The sequence below is a fragment of the Pseudomonas sivasensis genome (assembly GCF_021391435.1).
GTDB lineage: Bacteria > Pseudomonadota > Gammaproteobacteria > Pseudomonadales > Pseudomonadaceae > Aquipseudomonas > Aquipseudomonas sivasensis.
This window is the reverse complement of the sequence record NZ_CP090029.1, coordinates 5,314,387-5,337,178: the sequence shown is the minus strand read 5'-3', so window position 1 is coordinate 5,337,178 and position 22,792 is coordinate 5,314,387. Positions and strand designations below refer to the sequence as shown.

Genomic DNA, 22,792 nt, shown 5'->3' with positions numbered 1-22,792 from the left:
TTTTGCTTTTCCCAAGGAAGCCGTTATGCCGGATGCGACGTCCCCCAGCGCTGGATTTATGGTGGTTCATGGCAATCGCCTGGACGAACTACGCAGCCTGGTGGTGAGCTGGATGCGCCGTTACCCACTGGCTCCCCTGGAAAACGAAATTGCCCTGGTACAGAGCAACGGCATTGCCCAGTGGCTCAAACTGGCCCTGGCGGAAGACCCAGAAGACGGCGACATGGGCGGCTGCGGAATCGCTGCCGCGATCGATGTTCAGCTCCCCGGCAGCTTCATGTGGCAGCTCTATCGCATGGTCTTGGGGCGTGACGAAATCCCCCCCACCTCCCTGCTCGATAAAGCCCCACTCACTTGGCGCCTGATGCGCTTGCTTCCTGAGCTCATTGATCAGCCGCACTTCGAGCCATTGCAGCGCTTTCTGACGAACGACGCAGACTTGCGTAAACGCTACCAGCTCGCGGAACGCCTGGCTGACTTGTTCGACCAATACCAGGTCTATCGTGCCGACTGGCTGGAAGACTGGGCCGCCGGCCGCCACCAATTGCGCAACGGTCGAGGGGAATCCAAGCCCCTTAACCCCGCCAATTGCTGGCAAGCCGAGTTATGGCGCGCACTGCTGTTGGACGTCGGTGAGGAGGGGATGGCCGAAAGCCGCGCCGGCGTCCACCAACGCTTCATCGAACGTATCAATGCTCTTGAGGAGGCGCCGAAGGGCTTGCCTTCCAGGGTGATTGTTTTCGGGATTTCTTCCTTGCCTGCCCAAGCGCTCGAGGCGTTGGCTGGCCTTGCCCGTTTCAGCCAAGTCTTGCTGTGCGTGCACAATCCTTGTCGCCACCACTGGTCCGACATCGTCGCCGACAAAGATCTACTGCGTAACGAATACAAGCGTCAATCACGCAAAGCCGGTATGCCGGTCACCATCGACCCACAAACCTTGCACCAGCACGCCCATCCGCTGCTGGCCGCCTGGGGTAAACAAGGCCGCGACTACATCAGTCTGCTGGACAGTTACGACGACCCGAACAGCTACCGCGCTGCCTTTCGTGATGGCCGCATCGACCTGTTCAGTGACAGCGAACCCACGACACTGCTTAACCAGCTCCAGGACGATATCCTCGAGCTGCGCCCACTCAACGAAACCCGCGACCTATGGCCCGCAGTCGATCTGGAGCGTGACACCTCAGTTCGCTTCCACATTGCCCACAGCGCCCAGCGCGAAGTGGAAATCCTTCACGATCAACTGCTCCAACGCTTCAGCGCCGACCCCACGCTTCGTCCAAGGGACATCATTGTCATGGTCCCCGACGTCGACAGCTACGCACCGCATATTCGTGCGGTCTTCGGCCAGTTGGAAAGAAGTGATTCACGCTTCATCCCCTTTACCCTGACCGACCAAGGTCAACGTGGCCGCGACCCTCTGCTGATCGCCGTCGAACACCTGCTCAAACTCCCCGACAGTCGCTTTCCCGTCAGCGAGATTCTTGATCTGCTGGACGTCCCGGCCTTGCGTGAACGCTTTGCCATCAAGGAGCGCGACCTGCCCACATTGCACCGCTGGATCGAAGGTGCCGGTATCCGTTGGGGGCTCAACGCGGAACAACGGGCCGGCCTCGGTCTGCCAAGTGAGCTGGAACAAAACAGCTGGAGTTTCGGCCTTCGCCGTATGCTGCTGGGTTACGCCGTCGGCACCGGTGCTGCCTGTAACGGCATTGAACCTTACGACGAAATTGGCGGACTCGATGCGGCATTAATCGGCCCGCTGGTGGCTTTACTCGACGCACTCGGCGATGCCCATCAGGCGCTGTCCCAACCCGCAGCTCCCCACGAGTGGGGCGAACGTTTGCAACGCCTGATGCAACTGTTTTTCCTGCCCAGTAGTGAGCACGACGATTACCTGCTGGGTCAGCTTGAGCAACTAAGGGAAACCTGGCTGGTAACCTGCGAGTCAGTAGGCCTACAGGATGAGTTACCGCTTACCGTAGTCCGTGAAGCATGGCTCGCCGGCCTGGACCAAGGTCGTCTTTCCCAGCGATTCCTTGCCGGTGCTGTCAATTTTTGCACCTTGATGCCTATGCGCGCGATTCCGTTCAAGCTGGTTTGCCTGCTTGGTATGAACGACGGCGACTACCCGCGAGCCCAACCACCCTTGGATTTCGACCTGATGGGCAGCGACTATCGCCCAGGCGACCGTTCGCGCCGCGAAGACGACCGTTACCTACTACTTGAAGCACTGCTATCGGCCCGAGACCAGCTTTACATCAGTTGGGTCGGCCGAAGCATCCGCGATAACAGCGAGCGTCCTGCGTCTGTTTTGATCGGCCAACTGCGCGACCATATCGCCAGCGGCTGGCATAACGCAGAACCAGAAAAGCCACTGCTGGACGCGATGACTCAGGAACACCCACTCCAACCCTTCAGCGCCCGCTACTTCCACGAAGGCGATCCGCTGTTCAGCTACGCCCGCGAATGGCAGTTGCTGCACGAAGCGCAGGTGGCCGCACCTGAGCAAGATGATCTGGCACAACACCATCAGGAAGAACCCCTGAGCCTCGGCCAGTTGCAAGATTTCCTACGCAACCCGGTCAAACACTTCTTCAGTCAGCGTCTGAAAGTGTTCTTCGAGGCCGCCGAAGTGCCGCTGGCCGATGAGGAACCCTTCGTTCTCGATGCGCTGCAACGTTACAGCCTGAGCGATAGCCTGTTGAATGCGGCGCTGTCCCAACCCGATCACCTGGACCAAGCCCTCAACGCCCAGGCCCTGCGTTTGCAAGGAAGTGGCTTACTGCCCATGGTCGGTTTTGGCGAGTGCCTGCGCAACGAATTGATCGAGCCCCTGCCGGGTTTGCTGCAACGCTACCAACAATTACTGGCCCTCTGGCCCACTCCACACATCGGTGCCGAACCGATCAGTTTTGAGCATCAAGGCATTGCATTGGAAGGCTGGATCAGCGGCCTGCACCGACGCAGTGATGGCGGATTGCTTAGCGTCACCACCATCCCCAATAGCATTGGATCGATCAAGGCACGCAAGTGGCATCGACTGATCCGCCCTTGGGTCAACCATGTGGTGGCGTGCGCCTGTGGCCTACCGTTGAGCACGGGTCTGGTGGCCAGTGACGATACGTTGCTACTGGCCCCGCTGGATAAGTCCGCCGCCCAGGAACTCCTCTGCAACCTACTGCTGGCCTGGCACAGTGGAATGAGAAAACCGCTGCCGGTAGCCGTAAAAACGGCCTTCGCCTGGCTTAGCCAAACCGACCCGGCCAAAGCGCAGGCGGCAGCGAGCAAAGCCTATGAAGGTGACGGCCTGACCACCGACGGCGAACGCCGCGAAACTCCGGCGCTTACCCGGCAGTTCCCCGATTACGCAGCCTTGATTGCCAGCGAAGAATTCGAAGGCTGGTGCGAAACCTTGTATCGACCGCTGATCAACGCCCCATGGCGATCACTCACAGGCGAAGAGGCCGGCGCATGAGCAGCAAACCCTTGGCCCTGGCCTTCCCGCTGAGTGGCAGCCAACTGATCGAAGCCAGCGCCGGTACCGGCAAGACCTTCACTATTTCTGCCTTGTATCTGCGTCTGGTGCTGGGTCATGGTGGTGATGAAGCCGGGTTCGGTCGCGAGTTGCTGCCACCGCAAATCCTCGTCGTCACCTTTACCGATGCCGCCACCAAAGAACTGCGCGAGCGTATCCGCATTCGTCTGGCCGAAGCCGCTCGTTTCTTCCGCGATGAGATCGAACAACCCGACGCGCTGATCGCTGACCTGCGCGCGCAATACCTCCCGGAGCAATGGCCCGCCTGCGCCAACCGCCTGGACATCGCCGCGCAATGGATGGATGAAGCAGCGGTTTCCACGATTCACAGCTGGTGCCAGCGCATGCTGCGCGAGCACGCGTTTGACAGCGGTAGCTTGTTCACCCAAACCCTTGAAACCGACCACAGCGACCTGCTCGGCGAAGTGCTGCGCGACTACTGGCGGCTGTTTTGCTACCCAATGCGTGACGATGCGCTCAACTGGGTGCGCAACAACTGGGGCGGTCCTGCCGCCTTGATGCCTCGGGTGCGCGCACTGTTCGGCAGCGAAAGGCCCACCGATGAAACCCGCGAACCCGCGGAGCTGATCAATGCCTGCTTGCGGGAGCGCCGAGAAGCCCTGATAGAACTCAAGGCGCCCTGGCAGCAATGGGCCGCAGAGCTGCGTGAAATCTGCCTGCAAGCCGTGGCCGCGAAAGCCGTTGACGGGCGCAAGATGCAAGCGCGTTACTTCGAGCCCTGGTTCGAAAAAATCAGCGCCTGGGCCGCTGATGAAACCTTGGAACAACTGGACATCGGCACCGGCTTCACCCGCCTCACCCCCGACGGCATGGCCGAAGCATGGAAGGGCGACCCGCCGCAGCACCCCGGCATTGAAGCCATGGCCGGCCTCAAAGCAGCTCTCGACGCCTTACCAACCCCTGACGCCGCCGTGTTGCAACACGCTGCCGGTTGGGTGGGTAAACGCTTCGAAGAAGAAAAACGCCGTCGCGCAGAAATGGGCTTCGACGACATGCTGATCCGCCTGAATGCCGCTCTGCAGGCAGAGGGTGGCGAACGCTTGGCCAGCGTGATCCGCGAGCAATTCCCGGTGGCGCTGATCGACGAGTTCCAAGACACCGACCCGGTGCAGTACAGCATCTTCGACAGCATTTACCGCATCGAAGAGAACCACCTCGACAGTGGCCTGTTCCTGATCGGCGACCCCAAGCAAGCGATCTATGCGTTCCGTGGCGCCGACATCTACACCTACCTGCGCGCCCGCCAATCCACCACCGGCCGCCACCACACCTTGGGTACCAACTTCCGTTCCAGCCATGCGATGGTCGAGGCGGTGAACCATGTGTTCCAGCGCGCAGAAACGGGCCGGGGCGCGTTCCTGTTCCGCGAGCCGAATGGCGATAACCCGGTGCCGTTCCAGCCGGTGTTATCCCAAGGCCGCAAGGAAAAACTGCAGGTCGACGGCCAAACGCTACCGGCCATGCACCTTTGGCACCTGCCCACCGACCAGCCGGTGTCCAACGCGGTGTACCGCCAACAACTGGCCGCCGCCTGTGCTACCCAGATTGTCGAGTTGCTCAACGGCGGCCAGCAAGGCACGGCCGGTTTTCTAAGGCCGGATGACAGCTTCAAAGGCGTACTGCCGTCAGACATCGCCATCCTCGTGCGCGACGGCAAGGAAGCCCAAGCGGTGCGCGCCGAGTTGGCCGCCCGTGGTGTGCGCAGCGTATACCTGTCCGACAAGGATTCGGTGTTCGCCGCCCAGGAAGCTCACGACTTGCTGGCCTGGCTCAAGGCCTGTGCCGAGCCGGACGTCGAGCGGCCGCTACGGGCTGCCCTGGCTTGCGTCACCTTGAACCTATCACTGCCCGAACTGGAGCGTCTGAACCAGGACGAACTGGCGTGGGAACGCCGCGTGATGCAGTTCCGTGGCTACCGCGTGATCTGGCGAACCCAAGGCGTGCTGCCGATGCTGCGTCGTCTGCTGCACGACTTCAAACTGCCGCAAACCCTGATTGCCCGCAGCGACGGCGAACGTGTGCTGACCAACCTGTTGCACCTCAGCGAGTTGTTGCAACAAGCCGCGTCGGAACTTGACGGTGAACAGGCGTTGATCCGCCACCTGGCCGAACACCTCGCGTTGTCCGGTCAAGCTGGGGAAGAGCAAATTCTGCGCCTGGAAAGTGATGAGCAACTGGTCAAGGTCGTGACCATTCACAAATCCAAGGGCCTGGAATACGACCTGGTCTTCCTGCCCTTCATCTGTTCGGCCAAGCCGGTCGACGGCAGTCGCCTGCCGCTGCATTACCACGATGAACACGGCAAGTCCCAAGTCAGCCTGCGTCCTACGCCTGAGTTAATCGCCCAGGCCGATGACGAGCGCTTGGCCGAAGACTTACGTTTGCTCTATGTGGCCCTGACCCGCGCCAAACATGCCTGCTGGCTTGGCGTTGCCGACCTCAAGCGCGGCAACAGCAACAGCTCGGTATTGCACCTGTCGGCGCTGGGCTACTTGCTCGGCGCTGGAGCTTCGTTGGGCGAGTCTGCGGGACTGGCGCGCTGGCTGCTGGATCTGCAGGAAGGCTGCCCGGCCATCCATTATGCCCACGTGCCCGATGCCCAAGAGATCATGTTTCACCCGCCGCGCAACCAAGCGACTTTGCTCGCACCGTTGCTGCCTAAGCGCAAAGCTGCCGAAAACTGGTGGATCGCGTCCTACAGCGCCTTGCGAATGGGTGAAAGCATGAGCGTCGCCAACCTCGAAGCGCCAGAAAGCCCACAAGCGCAAAAGCTGTTTGATGACGAACGCCTCGACCCCGACGCACCGCGTGAAGTAGCGGCTTCCGGCGGCGATATTCACCGTTTCCCACGCGGTCCTAACCCAGGCACCTTCCTTCACGGCCTGCTGGAGTGGGCCGGCGAAGAAGGTTTCAACGCGACGTCGCAAGCCATCGAGAACGCTGTAGGTGCGCGCTGCAATCGCCGCAACTGGGAAGGCTGGATCATCACCCTCAGCGATTGGCTGGGTCACTTGCTGCACACGCCATTGCCTGTGGATAACGACCACGTCAGCTTGAGCAGCCTGCAGCAGTATCAGATCGAAATGGAATTCTGGTTCGCCAGCCACAAAGTCGACGTGCTTGCCCTCGACAAGCTGGTCTGCCAGTACACCCATAACGGTGTCTCCCGTGTCGCTGCCGAGCCGGTGCTGCTCAACGGCATGTTCAAAGGTTTTATCGACCTGACCTTCGAACACGATGGCCGCTACTACGTGGCTGACTACAAATCCAACTGGCTCGGCCCTGACGATTTGGCCTACACCCAAGCGGCCATGGAGCAGTCGATCCTTGAGCATCGATATGACCTGCAATACGTCCTTTACCTGCTGGCGCTGCATCGACAGCTCAAGGCGCGTCTGCCGGACTACGACTATGACCGCCACGTCGGTGGCGCGCTGTATGTGTTCTTGCGGGGCACCCAAGCCGTCAGCCGAGGAGCGTTTTTCACCCGGCCGCCGCGTGAGCTGATCGAAGGCCTGGACCTGCTGTTCCAGGGCAAGCCCATCCCGCCCAAGGTTGAGCCTGCCTGGGAACAAGGAGTGTTGTTATGAGCCTGTTGCCATCACCGCTTGAGGCGCTGGAACCCCTGAGCCGCGCCGCCGACCTGGTGCAGTTGCTGGAGCGTTGGGTTGACCGCGGTTGGCTGCGCGCATTGGACAAAGCCTTCGTCGGTTTCCTGCACGAACTCGACCCACACGCCGACCCTTTGGTGTTACTGGCCGCGGCGCTGACCAGCCATCAACTGGGCCACGGCCATGTGTGCCTGGATCTGTTCGAAACCCTCAAAGCGCCAGACTTTGCATTGTCCTTGCCGCCCGAAGGCGACCTGCAAACCGGCGCCATGCTGCTGCCGTCGCAGTTGCTCGACGGCCTCGACGGCGCCCACTGGTGCCACGCATTGGCCGCCAGCCCGTTGGTCGCCCTGGCGGTGGACGGCAGCGAATCGGCACACAGTCGTCCCTTGGTACTGTCGGGCACACGCCTGTACCTGCGCCGCTACTGGACCTACGAAAGGCGCATCGACACCGCATTGCGCTTGCGTCTCGCCACCCAGGAAAGCGTCGCCGCGGATTTGCCCCAGCGCTTGAATGGCTTGTTTGACCAGCCGGCACCCGATGGCGTGATCGACTGGCAAAAACTCGCCTGCGCATTGGCCACCCGCGGTGCCTTCAGCATCGTCACCGGCGGCCCCGGCACCGGCAAGACCACCACCGTGGTGCGCCTGCTCGCACTCTTGCAAGCGCCAGCGGTAGAAACCGGCAGCCCGTTGCGTATCCGCTTGGCCGCGCCCACCGGTAAAGCCGCCGCGCGCTTGACCGAATCCATCAGCCAGCAAGTGCTGTCGCTGACAGTTCCGCAAAGCGTGAAGGAAAAGATTCCGACCCAGGTCACCACGGTTCACCGTTTGCTGGGTAGCCGTCCCGGCACTCGGCACTTTCGCCATCACCTTGGTAACCCGTTGCCCCTGGATGTGCTGGTGGTGGACGAAGCCTCGATGATCGACCTGGAAATGATGGCCAATCTGCTGGACGCGTTACCGCCCCATGCCCGCTTGGTGTTGCTAGGCGACAAGGACCAACTCGCCTCGGTAGAGGCCGGCGCCGTACTGGGTGATTTGTGCCGCGACGCCGAAGCCGGCTGGTACAGCCCTCAGACTCGTCAATGGCTGCAAGCCGTCAGCGGTGAAGACCTCGACGCCAGCGGCCTGCTGGAGGACCTCGACGGCAGCCATCCTCTGGCCCAGCAAGTGGTGATGCTGCGTTACTCGCGGCGTTTCGGCGAAGGCAGCGGCATCGGCCAATTGGCGCGCTGGGTCAACCAGCAAAACGCCGAAGAGGCCCGCAAGTTACTGGCCGCGCGTAGCCATAACGACCTGTTCTGCGTCGGCCTTAAAGGTGAGCATGACCACGCCCTGGAGCGGCTGGTGCTGGATGGGCAGGGCGATGGCGCCCAGGGTTATCGCTATTACCTCAACTTGCTGCACAGCACGCGTCCGGCCCTCGAAACCCCGCGCGACGATCTCGCCTGGACCCAGTGGGCGCAACAACTGCTGCAAGCCTTCGATGCGTTCCAACTGCTCTGCGCCGTGCGCAAGGGCCCTTGGGGTGTGGAAGGGCTGAACGTGCGCATCACTGCAGCCTTGCGCAAAGTGCGGCTGATCGAGGGTGACGAGCAATGGTACGAAGGTCGCCCGGTGCTGATGACACGCAACGATTACGGCCTGGGCTTGATGAACGGCGACATCGGTATCGCCCTGAAGCTGCCCGAAAGTGACGGCGGCCCTCAGGTGCTGCGCGTCGCTTTCCCACGTAACGACGGCCAAGGCGGCGTGCGATTTGTATTGCCCAGCCGTCTGAATGATGTGGAAACCGTATACGCCATGACCGTGCACAAATCCCAAGGCTCGGAATTCACCCACACCGCGCTGATCCTGCCGGACGCCTTGAACCCGGTGCTGACCAAGGAACTGATCTACACCGGCATCACCCGCGCCAAACGCTGGTTCAGCCTGATCGAGCCCCGCGGCGGTGTGTTTGAGGAGGCCGTGCGGCGCAAGGTCAAACGCTTGAGTGGGCTGATGCTGGAGTTGGGTCCGGAGTCAGAAATATCTGACGCTGTGCTATCGTTGCGGCATCACCCCGATAACACCTGAGAGTATCGCTGCATGAACGTGGCCGTCTCGCCCACTGAGCGTAGTTTGAGCTGGAGACGCCTACTGCTGATGGCGGTTCTATGCTTGCTGGCACCTCGCGTATTTGCCGAAGCCCCGGGCCCGGCTGATCAGCGCGCCCAGGCGGTCACCCAAGTGGTACTTGGTATTCTCAGTTATGCCCGCTGGCCCGTGGAGCCTGAGCAACTGCGCCTGTGCATCCTCGGCCCGACTCAATACACCGACGATCTGATCAAGGGCACCACCCAGGCCACCGGTCGTCCGGTTGTGGTGCGACGCCTGCTGGTCGACCACCCCGATGTCGTCAACGCCTGCGATGCCGTGTACATCGGCAAACTCAGCACTGACGAACGCAGCCGCCTGTTTGACTCGTTGATCGGCCATCCGGTGCTCAGCATCAGCGAAGGCGGTGACCAGTGCACCGTGGGCAGCCTGTTCTGCCTGCGCGTGGGCGATGAGCAGGTGTCGTTTGAGGTCAACCTCGACTCGGTGGCGCGCAGCGGAGTGCGTATTCACCCCAGCGTGCTGCAACTGTCCCGTCGTCGGGCGCCGGCCTCATGACAGCCGTGACTGTGCGACCCACTCTGCGCTCCGTTATCGGCCGCGGGCATATGATCCTGGCGCTGGTAGCGGTGACCCTGGCCAGCGTGTCCCTGACCCTGCTCGGCGTCTTGGCGCTGCGGGTCTACGCCGAACACAACCTGCACCTGATCGCGCGTTCCATCAATTACACCGTCGAAGCGGCGGTGGTGTTCAACGACCGCGCTGCGGCCACCGAAGCCCTTAGCCTGATTGCTTCAACTGAAGAAGTGGCCCAGGCCGATGTGTTCGACGCCAGCGGCAGGCTGTTGGCGCATTGGGAACGCCCGGAAACCGGCATGCTCTCGCGGGTTGAACTGGCACTGGCGCATACCCTGCTTGAACAGCCCATCAATCAGCCGATCCTGCACCAGGGGCGGACCATCGGCAGCATCCACCTGACCGGCCACGGTGGCAGCCTGCTGCGCTTTCTACTCAGTGGTCTGGCGGGGATCCTAATCTGTACCGCTCTCAGCGCTTGGGTTGCCCTGCACCTCGCGCGCCGTTTGCTGAAGGGCATCACCGGGCCGCTGCAAAGCCTCGCCGCCGTGGCCCACGCCGCGCGCTGCGAACGCGACTTCGACCGTCGCGTGCCGCCGGCGCGCATCGCCGAACTCGATAGCCTGGGCAGCGACTTCAATGCTTTGCTTGGCGAGATGGAAGCCTGGCAAAGCCACCTGCAAAGCGAAAACGAAACCCTCGCACACAAGGCCAACCATGACAGCCTTACCGGCTTGCCCAACCGTGCGTTCTTCGAAGGCCGGTTGATCCGTGCCCTGCGCAGCGCTGCCAAGGCCAAGGAACAATTGGCGGTGCTTTACCTCGACAGCGACCGCTTCAAAGAGATCAATGACAGCTTTGGACATGCGGCAGGGGATGCCGTGCTCGTGGCCGTCGCCGAGCGCGTACGTGCGCAACTGCGAGAAGACGACCTGGTAGCACGCCTGGGCGGCGATGAGTTCGCCATCCTGCTGGCGCCGCTGCACAAGGTCGAAGACGCCCAGCGCATCGCCGACAAGATCATCGCCAGCATGGACACGCCGATTGCCGTGCCTGGCGACACCCAGGTGTTTACCTCCCTCAGTATTGGTATCGCCATCTACCCCGAACACGGTGTCACCCCCGGCACCTTGCTCAATGCCGCCGATGCGGCGATGTACCAGGCCAAACGGTTTTCCCAGGGCGGCCAGCAAACGGCAGAGTCGGAGCACTCTACCGCCAATGTTCAACACAGGAGTTGATCCCTTGTTTTCTAGCGCGCGCTTTTTACTTATCTCGTTGCTGGTGGCCTTCCTCGCCCTCGGCGGGTGCCAGACAGCCCCACCCAAAGGCCTGAGCCCGGCGCAGGTCGCAGTCCTTAAACAACAGGGTTTCGAACTCACCGACGAAGGCTGGGCATTCGGCCTGTCGGGCAAAGTCCTGTTTGGCAGCGACGTAGAAACCCTCAACCAACCCAGCACCGATATCGTGCAGCGCATCGGTAAGGCCTTGCTGGGCGTGGGCATCGAACGCGTGCGCGTTGACGGCCACACGGACACCTCGGGCAAGGAAACCTACAACCAGCAACTGTCCCTGCGCCGCGCGAAAAGCGTGGCGACGGTGCTTCAAGGCGTGGGCATGAAAGAAGAAAACATCCAACTGCGCGGGCTGGGCAGCGCTGAGCCCGTCGCGTCTAACGCGACAGCGGCGGGGCGCACCGAGAATCGACGGGTGTCGATTGTAGTCATCGCCGACTGACTGGACTCAGCGCGACAGCACTTTGCGATGCAATCAAATGTGTGAGAGGGCTTACCCCCGATGAGGGAGTATCAGTTGATGCATTTTTGACTGATCCACTGCTATAGGGGCATAGGCCTCTACCTAACTCCCAAAGGCTGGCACCTAACTCTGTGGTGAGCGGGCTTGTCCCGCGCTGGGCTGTGAAGCGGCCCCAAAACCAGCCGCTGAGTTCTAACAGGAAACTCCCTGGGTGATAGATGAGTAGATACCCATGTCTTGATGGCCGCCTGATAGCCGACCCAGGATGCTGGCCGAGTACATACCCGTTGCTGCGGTAACGGCGACTCAGGGTTCCGCCCTTACGGCGGCTCACTTTTGAAAAGCGCAAAAGTAAGCAAACCGCTTCTTAAAAAATCGTCGGCGCTGGCCCTTTAATCCGCGAACGTGATCTCCCGCGTCTCCCCCATCAACAACCCCTGGTTCTGCTCCGTCACTTCCCTGATGTAATCCCACAACAACGTAATCCGCTTCAGCTTCCTCAAATCTTCCCGGCAATACATCCAGAACTGCCGCGTAATCGCAATCTGCTCCCCCAGCACGGGCAACAACCGTGGATCTTGCGCTGCCAGAAAGCACGGCAAGATCGCCATCGACCGGCCCTGCTGCGCGGCCACGTACTGCGCAATCACGCTGGTGCTGCGCAGGCTGGCGCTGGCGCCGGGCACTACGTTGGCCAGGTAAAGCAGCTCGGAGCTGAACGCCAGGTCGTCCACGTAGCTGATAAACGGATGCTCGGCCAAATCCGCGGGTTTGCGGATGGGCGGATGTTGGTCGAGGTATTCCTGGGTCGCATACAGCTGCAGCTTGTAGTCGCACAGTTTGCAGCACACGTAGGGTCCGTGTTCCGGGCGTTCCAGGGCGATGACGATGTCGGCTTCGCGTTTGGACAGGCTGATGAAGTGGGGCAGGGGCAGGATGTCTACCGAGATCGCGGGATACGTGTCGACAAAGTGGCTCAGCTGCGGGGTCACGAAAAAGCTGCCAAAGCCTTCGGTGCAGCCCATGCGCACATGGCCGGACAGTGCAACGCCGGAGCCCGAGACTTGCTCGCAGGCCATGTGCAGGGTGCTTTCGATGGACTCGGCGTAACCCAGCAGACGCTGACCTTCGGGTGTCAGGACGAAGCCGTTGGTCCGGGATTTTTCGAACAGCAACGTGCCGAGGGACACTTCCAGTGAACTGATGCGCCGCGACACGGTGGTGTAGTCCACCGCCAGGCGTTTGGCGGCGACGCTGGCCTTGCGCGTGCGGGCCACTTCGAGGAAAAACTTCAGGTCGTCCCAGTTCAGGGAGCCCAGTGATGTGATGTTTTTTTGCATATTGGACCGGCTTTTATGTGCGTTCTTATTAGAGATTTGCACATCTATACTCCAAAAACAGTCCGAACGCCTCATTCTTCAAGGCGATTCAACGCCTTGGTTCTCTAGCATAAATATAAGATTTGGAGACCACATGAACGCATCTGCCGATATTTCCGTGCAACAGGTCAAGTTGCTGATCAACGGCGAGTGGGTCAAGTCCAAGACCACCGAGTGGCAAGACATCGTCAACCCGGCTACCCAGCAAGTGCTGGCCAAAGTCCCGTTCGCCACGGCCGATGAAGTCAACGCCGCCATCGACGCAGCCCATCGCGCCTTCCAGACCTGGAAGCTGACGCCGATCGGCGCGCGCATGCGCATCATGCTCAAGCTACAAGCCTTGATCCGCGAGCATTCCAAACGCATCGCCGTAGTCCTCAGCGCCGAGCAGGGTAAGACCATTGCCGATGCCGAGGGCGACATTTTCCGTGGCCTGGAAGTGGTGGAGCACGCCTGTTCCATCGGCACCCTGCAAATGGGCGAGTTCGCCGAGAACGTCGCCGGGGGTGTCGACACCTACACCCTGCGTCAGCCCATCGGCGTGTGTGCCGGCATTACCCCGTTCAACTTCCCGGCAATGATTCCGCTGTGGATGTTCCCGATGGCCATCGCCTGCGGTAATACCTTCGTCCTCAAACCGTCCGAACAAGACCCGCTGTCGACCCTACTGCTGGTGGAGCTGGCGCTGGAAGCCGGTGTGCCGCCTGGCGTGCTGAACGTGGTGCACGGCGGAAAGGCTGTGGTGGATGCGCTGTGCACCCATAAAGACATCAAGGCCGTGTCCTTCGTCGGTTCGACGGCCGTCGGTACCCACGTCTACGACCTGGCGGGCAAGCACGGCAAGCGCGTGCAATCGATGATGGGCGCCAAGAACCACGCCGTGGTGCTGCCGGATGCCAACCGCGAACACACCCTCAATGCTCTGGTCGGTGCCGGTTTCGGCGCGGCGGGCCAGCGGTGCATGGCCACCTCGGTGGTGGTGCTGGTGGGGGCGTCCAAGCAGTGGTTGCCGGATCTCAAGGCGCTGGCGCAAAAACTCAAGGTCAACGCCGGTAGTGAAGCGGGCACGGATGTCGGCCCGGTGATTTCCAAGCGCGCCAAGGCCCGTATCCTGGAGTTGATTGAAAGCGGCGTGAAAGAAGGCGCCAAGCTGGAGCTGGATGGCCGCGACATTCAGGTGCCGGGCTTCGAGCAAGGCAACTTCGTCGGTCCGACCCTGTTCTCGGGCGTGACTACCGACATGCAGATCTACACCCAGGAAATTTTCGGCCCGGTGCTGGTGGTGTTGGAAGTCGACACCCTCGATGAAGCCATCGCGTTGGTCAACGCCAACCCGTTTGGCAACGGCACCGGGCTGTTCACCCAAAGCGGTGCGGCAGCGCGTAAGTTCCAGAGTGAAATCGATGTAGGCCAGGTCGGCATCAACATCCCGATTCCGGTGCCGGTGCCGTTCTTCAGCTTCACCGGTTCCCGTGGCTCCAAGCTCGGCGACCTCGGCCCGTACGGCAAGCAAGTGGTGCAGTTCTACACCCAGACCAAAACCGTCACCAGCCGCTGGTTCGATGACGACACGGTCAACGATGGCGTCAACACCACCATCAACCTGCGCTGATTCGGGAGACGACCATGAAGATTGCATTTATCGGCTTGGGCAATATGGGCGCGCCAATGGCCCGTAACCTGATCAAGGCTGGCCACGCGCTGAACCTGTTCGACCTGAACCAGACGGTACTCAAGGAACTCGCCGAACTGGGTGGCAGCATCAGCGACTCGCCGCGTGACGCTGCCCAAGGCGCCGAGCTGGTGATTACCATGCTGCCGGCCGCCGCCCATGTGCGCAGTGTCTGGCTGAATGAAGACGGTGTATTGGCCGGGATCGGCAACGGCGTGCCCGCAGTGGATTGCAGCACCATCGACCCGCAAACCGCGCGCGATGTCGCCGCTGCTGCCGCCAAGCAAGGCGTGGTGATGGCCGATGCACCGGTCTCCGGCGGCACGGGCGGCGCCCAAGCGGGCACGCTGACCTTTATGGTCGGCGCCACCCCGGAACTGTTCGCCACCCTGCAACCGGTGCTGGCGCAGATGGGCCGCAACATCGTGCATTGCGGTGACGTGGGCACGGGGCAAATCGCCAAGATCTGCAACAACCTGCTGCTGGGCATCAGCATGGTTGGCGTCAGCGAGGCTATGGCATTGGGTGATGCACTGGGCATCGACACCCAAGTGCTGGCCGGGATCATCAACAGCTCCACCGGGCGCTGCTGGAGTTCGGACACCTACAACCCATGGCCGGGCGTGATCGAAACGGCGCCGTCATCCCGAGGTTACACAGGCGGGTTTGGTGCCGACCTGATGCTCAAGGATTTGGGCCTGGCTACCGAAGCGGCTCGCCAGGCGAAACAACCCGTGATTTTGGGTGCAGTGGCTCAGCAGTTGTATCAATCGATGAGTCAGCGTGGGGAAGGGGGGCAGGACTTCTCGGCGATTATCAACAGCTATCGCAAGCCCAAATAACCCACCAGTGGGACGGCAATTGTAGTGAGCGGGCTTGCCCCGCGCCGGGCTGCGAAGCGGGCCCAATGAAAACGCCGCATTCTTTCAGAAAGAATGCGGCGTTTGTTGTCAGGGCCGCTTCGCAGCCCAGCGCGGGGCAAGCCCGCTCACCACAATAAGTGGCTCAGCTCAGTAAACCGGTGCACCACAAAAACCTCAGGCGAATACAAAATACTTGCGCACCGTCTCGACCACTTCCCATGTCCCCTTCATCCCCGGCTCTACCACAAAGATATCCCCAGCCCGCAGGTGAATCGGCTCCATCCCTTCAGGGGTGATGATGCAGTAGCCTTCCTGGAAGTGGCAGTACTCCCACTTCACATAATCCACGTACCACTTGCCCGGGGTGCAGATCCAGGTGCCCATGATCTTGCTGCCGTCTTCGCTGGTGTAGGCGTTGAGGTTGACGGTGTGCGGATCGCCTTCGAGTTTTTCCCATTTGCAGGCATCCAGGACCGGCAGGGGATGGGTGTCGCGCAGTACGGTAATGGGCGTGGACATGATGGCTCCGAGGCAGGTAATGGGAAGATGCACCCTAAGGCCTTGTGCGTTGCGCCAGTGGTCTGAACTCGACATCGGGATGCCCAGAAGCGCAGGTGAATGCGACTCCTCAGGTCATGCGAAGTCAATGTGGGAGGGGGCTTGCCCCCGATGGCGCCGGGTCAGCCTGCACCTGTGTCAACTGACCCACCGCCATCGAGGGCAAGCCCCCTCCCACATTAATCCTTGGTGGCAGCTCCACCGTGGCCAGGCGACACTTCTGAGCGTAAATAAGTAATTTCCTCGCAGTAAGTGCGAAAGATTTCCCGCTTGGCGCAGGAATTCGCAAGAAAATTCAGCCCTGGCCCTCGTATCATTCACCCCAGTAACCGCCGAGAGCCTTTAAATGAACCCAATAAAAACGTGGTGGGATATCAGCCCGCCCTTGAGTACGGCGACCCCGACCTGGCCGGGTGATACGCCGTTCCAGGAAGAGCGCGTGTGGCAGTTCGGCCCGGAGTGCCCGGTGAATGTAGGGCGCATTACCTTGTCGCCGCACACCGGCGCCCACGTGGATGCGCCGCTGCACTACAGCGCGGACGGTGCACCCATCGGTGAAGTGTCGTTGGATGTGTACATGGGCCCGTGTCGGGTGCTGCATTGCCTTGGCAGCGGCGCGCTGGTGCAACCGCATCAATTAGAAGGCCGTGTGGATAACTTGCCGGAGCGTGTGCTGCTGCGTACTTATCCACACGCGCCGATGACCGAATGGGATTCGAATTTCACCGCCATCGCGCCGCAAACCATTGAGCTGCTCGCCAGCCTGGGCGTGCGCCTGATCGGTATCGACACGCCCTCGCTGGATCCGCAACAGTCCAAGACCATGGATTCCCACAACGCCGTGGCCCGGCATGGGATGGCGATTCTCGAAGGCATCGTGCTCGACGAGGTAGCGGAAGGCGACTACGAACTGATCGCGCTGCCGCTGCGCTTTGCCAACCTGGACGCCAGCCCGGTCCGCGCCATTCTCCGTCCGCTCAAGGAGCCCACGCGATGAGCCAATGTCCCTTCTCTGCTGATTACCAACCGCCGGAAGAATGGCATAACGCCGAGCTGAATTTTTCCGAGTCCATGAGCTACGGCGACTACCTGGACCTGGGCAAAGTCCTCAGCGCCCAGCACCCGCTGTCGCCGGACCACAACGAAATGCTCTTCATCATCCAGCACCAGACCTCTGAGCTGTGGATGAAACTGATGCTCCACGAACTCAAGGCCGCCCGTGAGCATGTGCGACTGGGCGAGTTGCCGCCAGCGTTCAAGATGCTGGCGCGGGTGTCGCGGATCTTTGACCAACTGGTGCACGCCTGGGCCGTGCTGGCGACCATGACGCCTTCTGAATACAAAGCGATTCGTCCGTTCCTGGGGCAATCGTCCGGGTTCCAGTCGTTCCAGTACCGCGAGATCGAATTTATCCTCGGCAATAAAAGCGCGGCGCTGTTGCGGCCTCACGCCCATCGGCCGGAGTTGTTGAACGAGTTGAAAGTGGCGATTGCCACGCCGTCGCTGTATGACGAAGCGATCAACTTGATGACCAAGGCGGGCCTTGCGATTGATCCACAACGCGCCGAGTGCGACCCGACGGCGGCGACCGTTCACGATGAGTCGGTGGAGGCCGCGTGGCGCGAGGTGTATCGCGATCCGAGCCGTTATTGGGATTTGTATCAGTTGGCTGAAAAGTTTATCGATCTGGAGGATTCGTTCCGCCAGTGGCGCTTTCGGCATGTGACCACCGTTGAGCGCATCATCGGTTTCCAACCCGGTACTGGCGGCACCGAAGGCGTGGGGTATCTGCGCAAGATGCTCGACACCGTGCTGTTCCCCGAGTTGTGGCGAGTGCGCTCCACGCTGTAAACAAAAAGCCCCGGATTACCGGGGCTTTTCATTTGCAATGCAATCAAATGTGGGAGGGGGCTTGCCCCCGATGGCGGTGGGTCAGTGGACACATAAGTGACTGACACGCTGCTATCGGGGGCAAGCCCCCTCCCACATGGGTATTACTGCACAGCGGCGACCGCTTTCGCCTTACTCACTCGCAACCGGTAAGCCACATAGATAATCCCCACCCAAATCGGCATCGCATACACCGACTCGCGAATACCCGGGATCGCCAGCATCACGCTGATGATCATCAGCATGAACGCCAGGCACAGGTAGTTGCTGAACGGGAACCAGAAGGTCTTGAACGATGGCGTCACGCCTTGCTCGCCCATGGCTTTGCGGAACTTGATGTGGGTGATGCTGATCAGCGCCCAGTTGATCATCAGCGACGCAACCACCAGCGCAAACAGCAATTCCAGCGCACTCTGCGGCGCCACGTAGTTGACCACCACGCACAGCATCGTCACCAACGCCGAGATCGCCAGGGCCCGCAGTGGTACGCCTTGCTTGTTGAGCTTCATCAGCGCTTTTGGCGCATCGCCTTGCTCGGCCAGGCCGAACAGCATGCGGCTGTTGCAGTACACGCCGCTGTTGTACACCGACAGCGCCGCGGTCAGCACCACGAAGTTGAGGATGTGCGCGGCGGTGTCGTTACCGATCAGCGAGAAGATCTGCACAAACGGGCTGCCGCTGTAGGGGTCGCCCGACGCGCCGAGGGTTTGCAGCAGTTGGTCCCATGGGTACAGCGACAGCAGCACGGTCAGGGCACCGACGTAGAAGATCAGGATCCGGTAGACCACCTGGTTGATCGCTTTGGGAATCACTTTGCGCGGTTCGGTGGCTTCGGCGGCGGTAATACCCACCAGCTCCAGGCCACCGAACGAGAACATGATGAACGCCATCGACATCAACAGCCCCATGCCGCCATTCGGGAAGAACCCGCCGTGGCTCCACAGGTTACTGATGGACGCTTGCGGGCCGCCGGTGCCGCTGAACAGCAGGTAGCAGCCGAGCACGATCATGCCGACAATCGCCACCACCTTGATGATTGCGAACCAGAACTCGGTTTCACCGAAGAACTTCACGTTCAGGGTGTTGATCAGGTTCACCGCAACAAAGAACACCAGCGCGCTGACCCAGGTCGGGATCTCCGGCCACCAGAACTGGATGTACTTGCCCACGGCCGTCAGTTCGGCCATGCCCACCAGTACGTACAGCACCCAGTAGTTCCAACCGGCCAGGAAGCCCGCGTAGCCGCCCCAGTATTTGTGGGCGAAGTGGCTGAACGAGCCGGCCACCGGCTCTTCGACGATCATCTCACCGAGCTGGCGCATGATCAGGAACGCAATGAAGCCCGCAATCGCGTAGCCCAGGATCATCGACGGGCCCGCCGACTTGAGCACCCCGGCCGAGCCGAGGAACAACCCCGTGCCAATCGCCCCTCCCAAGGCGATCAGCTGAATATGCCGGTTCTTCAGGCCACGCTTGAGGCCCACCGGGTTAACCATGTCATCCGCCATTAACGTTCCCTTCTACTTGTTTTTCTTGGGGTTGATTGCACGCCGCACCAGCCCCTCAGAAGTGCTGAGGAGTCAGATATTACTCTGCGTAAACTTTTCGTAATACAGCTGAACGCCATCAAGTGCCTGATCCGCCAGCCATTGTTGGATGGATTCGACCATTGGAGGGGGCCCGCAGACATACATATCCGCCGATCCGTCCCGCAATTCGGCCAAGTCGAAATGTTGGGTGAGGTAGCCGCGCTTTCCGGGCCAGTCATCTGCGGGGTCGCTGAGGACTTCGGTGTAGCGAAAACCCGGCAGTTTCGCCGCGTAGGCCGCGATGCGTGTTGCTTCGCATAAGTCCTCGGCACCGCGCACGCCATAGTAGAGATGCACCGGCTGGTCGCAGCCAGTGGCGGCCAGTTGATCGAGCATGCCCAGCAGCGCCGACAACCCGGTGCCGCCGGCGACCAGCACCAGCGGTTGGGTGACGTGCCGAAGGTAGAACGCACCCAGGGGTGCCTCCATCAGCAGTTCATCGCCGACTTGGCAGCGCTCACGCAGGTAGTTGCTCATCACTCCATCGGGCAGCAAGCGGATCAGAAACTGCACCTGATTGCCCGCCAGGTTGGCGAAAGAGTAGGAACGCCAACTGTCCGTGCCTGGCACCGAGAGGCGTGCATATTGGCCGGGTAGAAAATCCAGTGGCGCGTCCAACTGCACGTTGAGGATCGCCGTACTGGCCGACACCAATTGCACCTCGCTGACCGTTCCGCGCACCTGCACCGGGTTCGGTGCATTGCACAAGCTCGAATCAAAGTCGAAGTAGAAGGTGGCGTCGGACTTCACCCGCGTCTGGCAACTGAGCATCTTGCGTTGTTGCAGGTCGAGGCTTGAGAGGGCTTCGTCGTCCACGTAGTCCTGGGTGTAGTCGCCCGATTCGCAACGACCCTGGCAGGTGCCGCATACACCTTCGCGGCAATCCAGGGGGATCTTGATGCCATTGCGCAGGGCCGCATCCAATAGGATTTCATGGGCGCCCACTGGGAAAAACAGGGTCTTGCCGTCGGCAAAACTGAAGGCCACTTTGTGATTCATGTGTTGTTCTCTACATATTTATGACGTACGTACGGCCTGTTGTGGTGAGCGGGCTTGCCCCGCACTGGGCTGAGAAGCAGCCCCATGAAAGTCGCCGCATTTTTCCCGCCAAACCGCAGTGCTTGCACCAGGGGCCGTTGCGCGCCCCAGTGCGGGGCAAGCCCGCTCACCACAAAAAGCCCGCTCACCACCACAACAAGGGTGCTTTAGAGGTGATAGAAATCCAGCACCGAGTTGATGGTGTCGTTGAGCAGCAGCGCATGCTTGCGAGTGATCAGCCAACTGTCTCCCTCAGGTTTGAGGCGGTAAGTGGCCTGTCCGTAAAACTGCTCCGAAGTCGCCAGCCGATAGAACAGCGTGTGCCAGTTCAGCTTCACTTCCAGCGACCCATCCGCCTGTTCTGCGATGCGCACGTTATTGATCAGGTGCAAGGTGCGCGGCATTGGCGCGGCCGAGGCTGCCTTGCCGGTGCGCAGGCGAAAGATTCGGTCTTCCAAGCCTGAGCGGTTGGCGTAGTAGATCAACGACATCTCGCGTTTGGGATCGCGGGTGTACACATGCTCCGAGTCCCATTGCGGCAGATGGAACTCGCTCTGCGGGTCGAACAGCTGCACATAGGCGTCCCAGTCTTGGGCGTCGCAGAGTTCGGATTTTCGGTAGAAAAACTGCTCGATCCTGTATTGCAGTTGGGCATTCATCATTGCACCTCCCGCAGTGTCAGCGCTTGTCGATCAAGGCCGTTGAGCAGGAACTGCTGCCAGTTGCGGTGCTGGTTGACGTACAGCCCTTCGTGGGTGAATTCAGTGCCGGTCATGGCCGGTTGGATGCCGATGGCTTCACTGTTCGGTGTCGGGCCGGTCTCCCAGCGATGGCTGCCACGGGAGATATCGCTCCAGCGCTCCAGGCGGCCTTGGAAACCACGCTGGGCTTCACGAAATTCCACCAGGTCGTCCGGCGTGCCCATGCCCGATACGTTGAAGAAATCCTCGAATTGGCGAATGCGGTTTTCGCGGTCAGCGTCGGACTCGTTTTTCACCCCCAGGCATTGGCTGATGATCTCGGTCTTGTTCCACGCCACCGGGCGGATGATGCGCAGTTGCGAGCTGATCTGATCGAGGAAGAACAGGCTCGGATAGATGTTCAGATTGCGCAGGCGGTGCATCATCCATTCGGCTTTTTGCTGGCCGTGTTCTTCCACCAGGCGCGGCATGATGGTGGCGTAGCCGGAACGCACGGTCGGGTTGGGCATGTCGCTGAACAACAGGCTGTGGCCGTTGTTGAAGGCGAACCAACCGTCATCGGTATTCGCGTCGCCTGCACCGAGTTTGCTGTAGTCCAGTGTGGTGCCGGAACCGGTGCCGTTCTCGGTATTCACCTGTTGGCGATGCTGCACCGTGGCCACGTAGTTGTAGTGCACGGTGCTCACGTGATAACCGTCCAGACCGTTTTCGTTCTGCAGCTTCCAGTTGCCGTCGTAGGTGTAGGCGGATTTACCCGGCAGCACTTCCAGCTCACCGGTGGCGGATTGCGCGACCATCATGTCGAAGAACACTTTGGCATCGCCGAGGAAGTCTTCCAGGCTGTCCGTGCCGTTCACGTCCAGACTGATAAACACAAAACCTTTGTAGCTTTCGATTCGCGCTTTTTTAAGGCCTCGGGTGGCTTTGTCGAAACCTTCCGGGTATTCCCCCGGCGCCTTGACCTTCACCAACCGGCCATCGCTCTTGTAACACCAGGCGTGAAACGGGCAGGTAAAGGTGGACTGGTTGCCCTTGCCGACGCGGGTGAGGGTGGTGCCGCGATGCTGGCAGGCGTTGATCAGCGCATTGAGCTGGCCTTCGCCATCGCGGGTGATAATCATCGGCTGGCGCCCGGCGCGCATGGTCACGAAGTCATGGTTATGGGCCAGTTCGCTTTCGTGGCAGGCGTAGATCCAGTTCTTTTCGAAGATCAGTTCCATCTCCAGGTCGAACAGTTGCGGCTCGGTGAACATGTCCCGGGCGATGCGGAACACTTCGTCTGCCGGACGAAAATCCAGGCAGCTTTCGATAAAACTTTTCCACTGCTCGACGCTTCTTGCACCACTCATGGGAGGCACCTTTTTGATAGGGGCTAATCGGTGGTTTATTAGAGGCAGCGGGGCAGGGCGTGGGCTATCCGCTTAATGGGGGAAGATGGGCCGCAAAGTTGGGCGCGGAGTACCCAATACGGTGCGGCGAGGTAACGTCATGCGCTA

General features: G+C 60.8%; 16 protein-coding genes. 10 read left to right on the top strand and 6 right to left on the bottom strand.

Going from position 1 to position 22,792, the window contains the following annotated elements:
* Positions 1-25: 25 nt before the first annotated feature.
* Genes recC through LRO94_RS24160 form a run of 6 tightly spaced genes read left to right on the top strand, consistent with a single transcriptional unit; the run spans position 26 to position 11,585 of the window.
* Positions 26-3,478: an exodeoxyribonuclease V subunit gamma gene (recC, locus tag LRO94_RS24185; RefSeq protein WP_179179870.1), complete on the top strand. Its 3,453-nt coding sequence runs from the start codon at positions 26-28 to the stop codon at positions 3,476-3,478.
* Entirely contained in the window at positions 3,475-7,149 is a 3,675-nt protein-coding gene (recB, locus tag LRO94_RS24180) for an exodeoxyribonuclease V subunit beta (protein WP_179179871.1), read from the top strand. Before recC ends, recB begins: the two co-directional genes overlap by 4 nt.
* Positions 7,146-9,251, top strand: a complete 2,106-nt coding sequence (gene recD, locus LRO94_RS24175; protein ID WP_179179872.1) for an exodeoxyribonuclease V subunit alpha — start codon at positions 7,146-7,148, stop codon at positions 9,249-9,251. The genes recB and recD overlap by 4 nt, the downstream gene beginning before the upstream one ends.
* Before the next feature lie 12 nt (positions 9,252-9,263).
* Positions 9,264-9,830 (top strand): YfiR family protein, encoded by a 567-nt coding sequence (locus LRO94_RS24170; protein WP_032885562.1) that lies wholly within the window; start codon positions 9,264-9,266, stop codon positions 9,828-9,830.
* The gene (locus LRO94_RS24165; protein ID WP_099602222.1) at positions 9,827-11,089 is read left to right on the top strand and encodes a diguanylate cyclase domain-containing protein; all 1,263 of its coding nucleotides are present in this window, start codon (positions 9,827-9,829) and stop codon (positions 11,087-11,089) included. The genes LRO94_RS24170 and LRO94_RS24165 overlap by 4 nt, the downstream gene beginning before the upstream one ends.
* A gap of 4 nt (positions 11,090-11,093) precedes the next feature.
* The gene (locus LRO94_RS24160; RefSeq protein ID WP_099602221.1) at positions 11,094-11,585 is read left to right on the top strand and encodes an OmpA family protein; all 492 of its coding nucleotides are present in this window, start codon (positions 11,094-11,096) and stop codon (positions 11,583-11,585) included.
* Positions 11,586-11,998: 413 nt separating this feature from the next.
* Here the strand turns inward: LRO94_RS24160 and LRO94_RS24155 are convergent, their stop codons facing one another.
* Entirely contained in the window at positions 11,999-12,946 is a 948-nt protein-coding gene (locus LRO94_RS24155) for a LysR family transcriptional regulator (protein WP_095186354.1), read from the bottom strand.
* 133 nt (positions 12,947-13,079) lie between these two features.
* Between LRO94_RS24155 and LRO94_RS24150 the strand changes: the two genes are divergently transcribed.
* Complete coding sequence (locus LRO94_RS24150) at positions 13,080-14,597, top strand: CoA-acylating methylmalonate-semialdehyde dehydrogenase (protein ID WP_179179873.1); 1,518 nt, start codon at positions 13,080-13,082, stop codon at positions 14,595-14,597.
* Between the two features lie 14 nt (positions 14,598-14,611).
* The gene (mmsB, locus tag LRO94_RS24145) at positions 14,612-15,499 is read left to right on the top strand and encodes a 3-hydroxyisobutyrate dehydrogenase (protein WP_032885567.1); all 888 of its coding nucleotides are present in this window, start codon (positions 14,612-14,614) and stop codon (positions 15,497-15,499) included.
* Between the two features lie 195 nt (positions 15,500-15,694).
* Here the strand turns inward: mmsB and LRO94_RS24140 are convergent, their stop codons facing one another.
* Positions 15,695-16,039, bottom strand: a complete 345-nt coding sequence (locus LRO94_RS24140) for a cupin domain-containing protein (RefSeq protein WP_032885568.1) — start codon at positions 16,037-16,039, stop codon at positions 15,695-15,697.
* A gap of 385 nt (positions 16,040-16,424) precedes the next feature.
* On the opposite strand from LRO94_RS24140, the gene kynB reads away from it, so the two are divergent.
* Positions 16,425-17,075, top strand: a complete 651-nt coding sequence (kynB, locus tag LRO94_RS24135; protein ID WP_032885569.1) for an arylformamidase — start codon at positions 16,425-16,427, stop codon at positions 17,073-17,075.
* Positions 17,072-17,929 (top strand): tryptophan 2,3-dioxygenase, encoded by an 858-nt coding sequence (gene kynA, locus LRO94_RS24130; protein WP_179179874.1) that lies wholly within the window; start codon positions 17,072-17,074, stop codon positions 17,927-17,929. The genes kynB and kynA overlap by 4 nt, the downstream gene beginning before the upstream one ends.
* A 143-nt stretch (positions 17,930-18,072) precedes the next feature.
* Here the strand turns inward: kynA and LRO94_RS24125 are convergent, their stop codons facing one another.
* The 4 genes from LRO94_RS24125 to antA all read right to left on the bottom strand — a co-directional run bounded on the left by LRO94_RS24125 (position 18,073) and on the right by antA (position 22,645).
* Positions 18,073-19,476, bottom strand: coding sequence for an amino acid permease (locus LRO94_RS24125; RefSeq protein ID WP_032885571.1), 1,404 nt, complete (start codon positions 19,474-19,476; stop codon positions 18,073-18,075).
* Between the two features lie 72 nt (positions 19,477-19,548).
* A complete protein-coding gene (antC, locus tag LRO94_RS24120) occupies positions 19,549-20,556 on the bottom strand; it encodes an anthranilate 1,2-dioxygenase electron transfer component AntC (protein WP_032885572.1) in 1,008 nt (335 codons plus the stop codon).
* A gap of 206 nt (positions 20,557-20,762) precedes the next feature.
* Positions 20,763-21,254: an anthranilate 1,2-dioxygenase small subunit gene (gene antB, locus LRO94_RS24115; protein ID WP_179180113.1), complete on the bottom strand. Its 492-nt coding sequence runs from the start codon at positions 21,252-21,254 to the stop codon at positions 20,763-20,765.
* Positions 21,254-22,645 carry an anthranilate 1,2-dioxygenase large subunit gene (gene antA / locus LRO94_RS24110; protein WP_032885574.1) on the bottom strand — a complete coding sequence of 464 codons (1,392 nt, stop codon included), beginning with the start codon at positions 22,643-22,645 and terminating at the stop codon, positions 21,254-21,256. Before antA ends, antB begins: the two co-directional genes overlap by 1 nt.
* Positions 22,646-22,792: the final 147 nt, after the last annotated feature.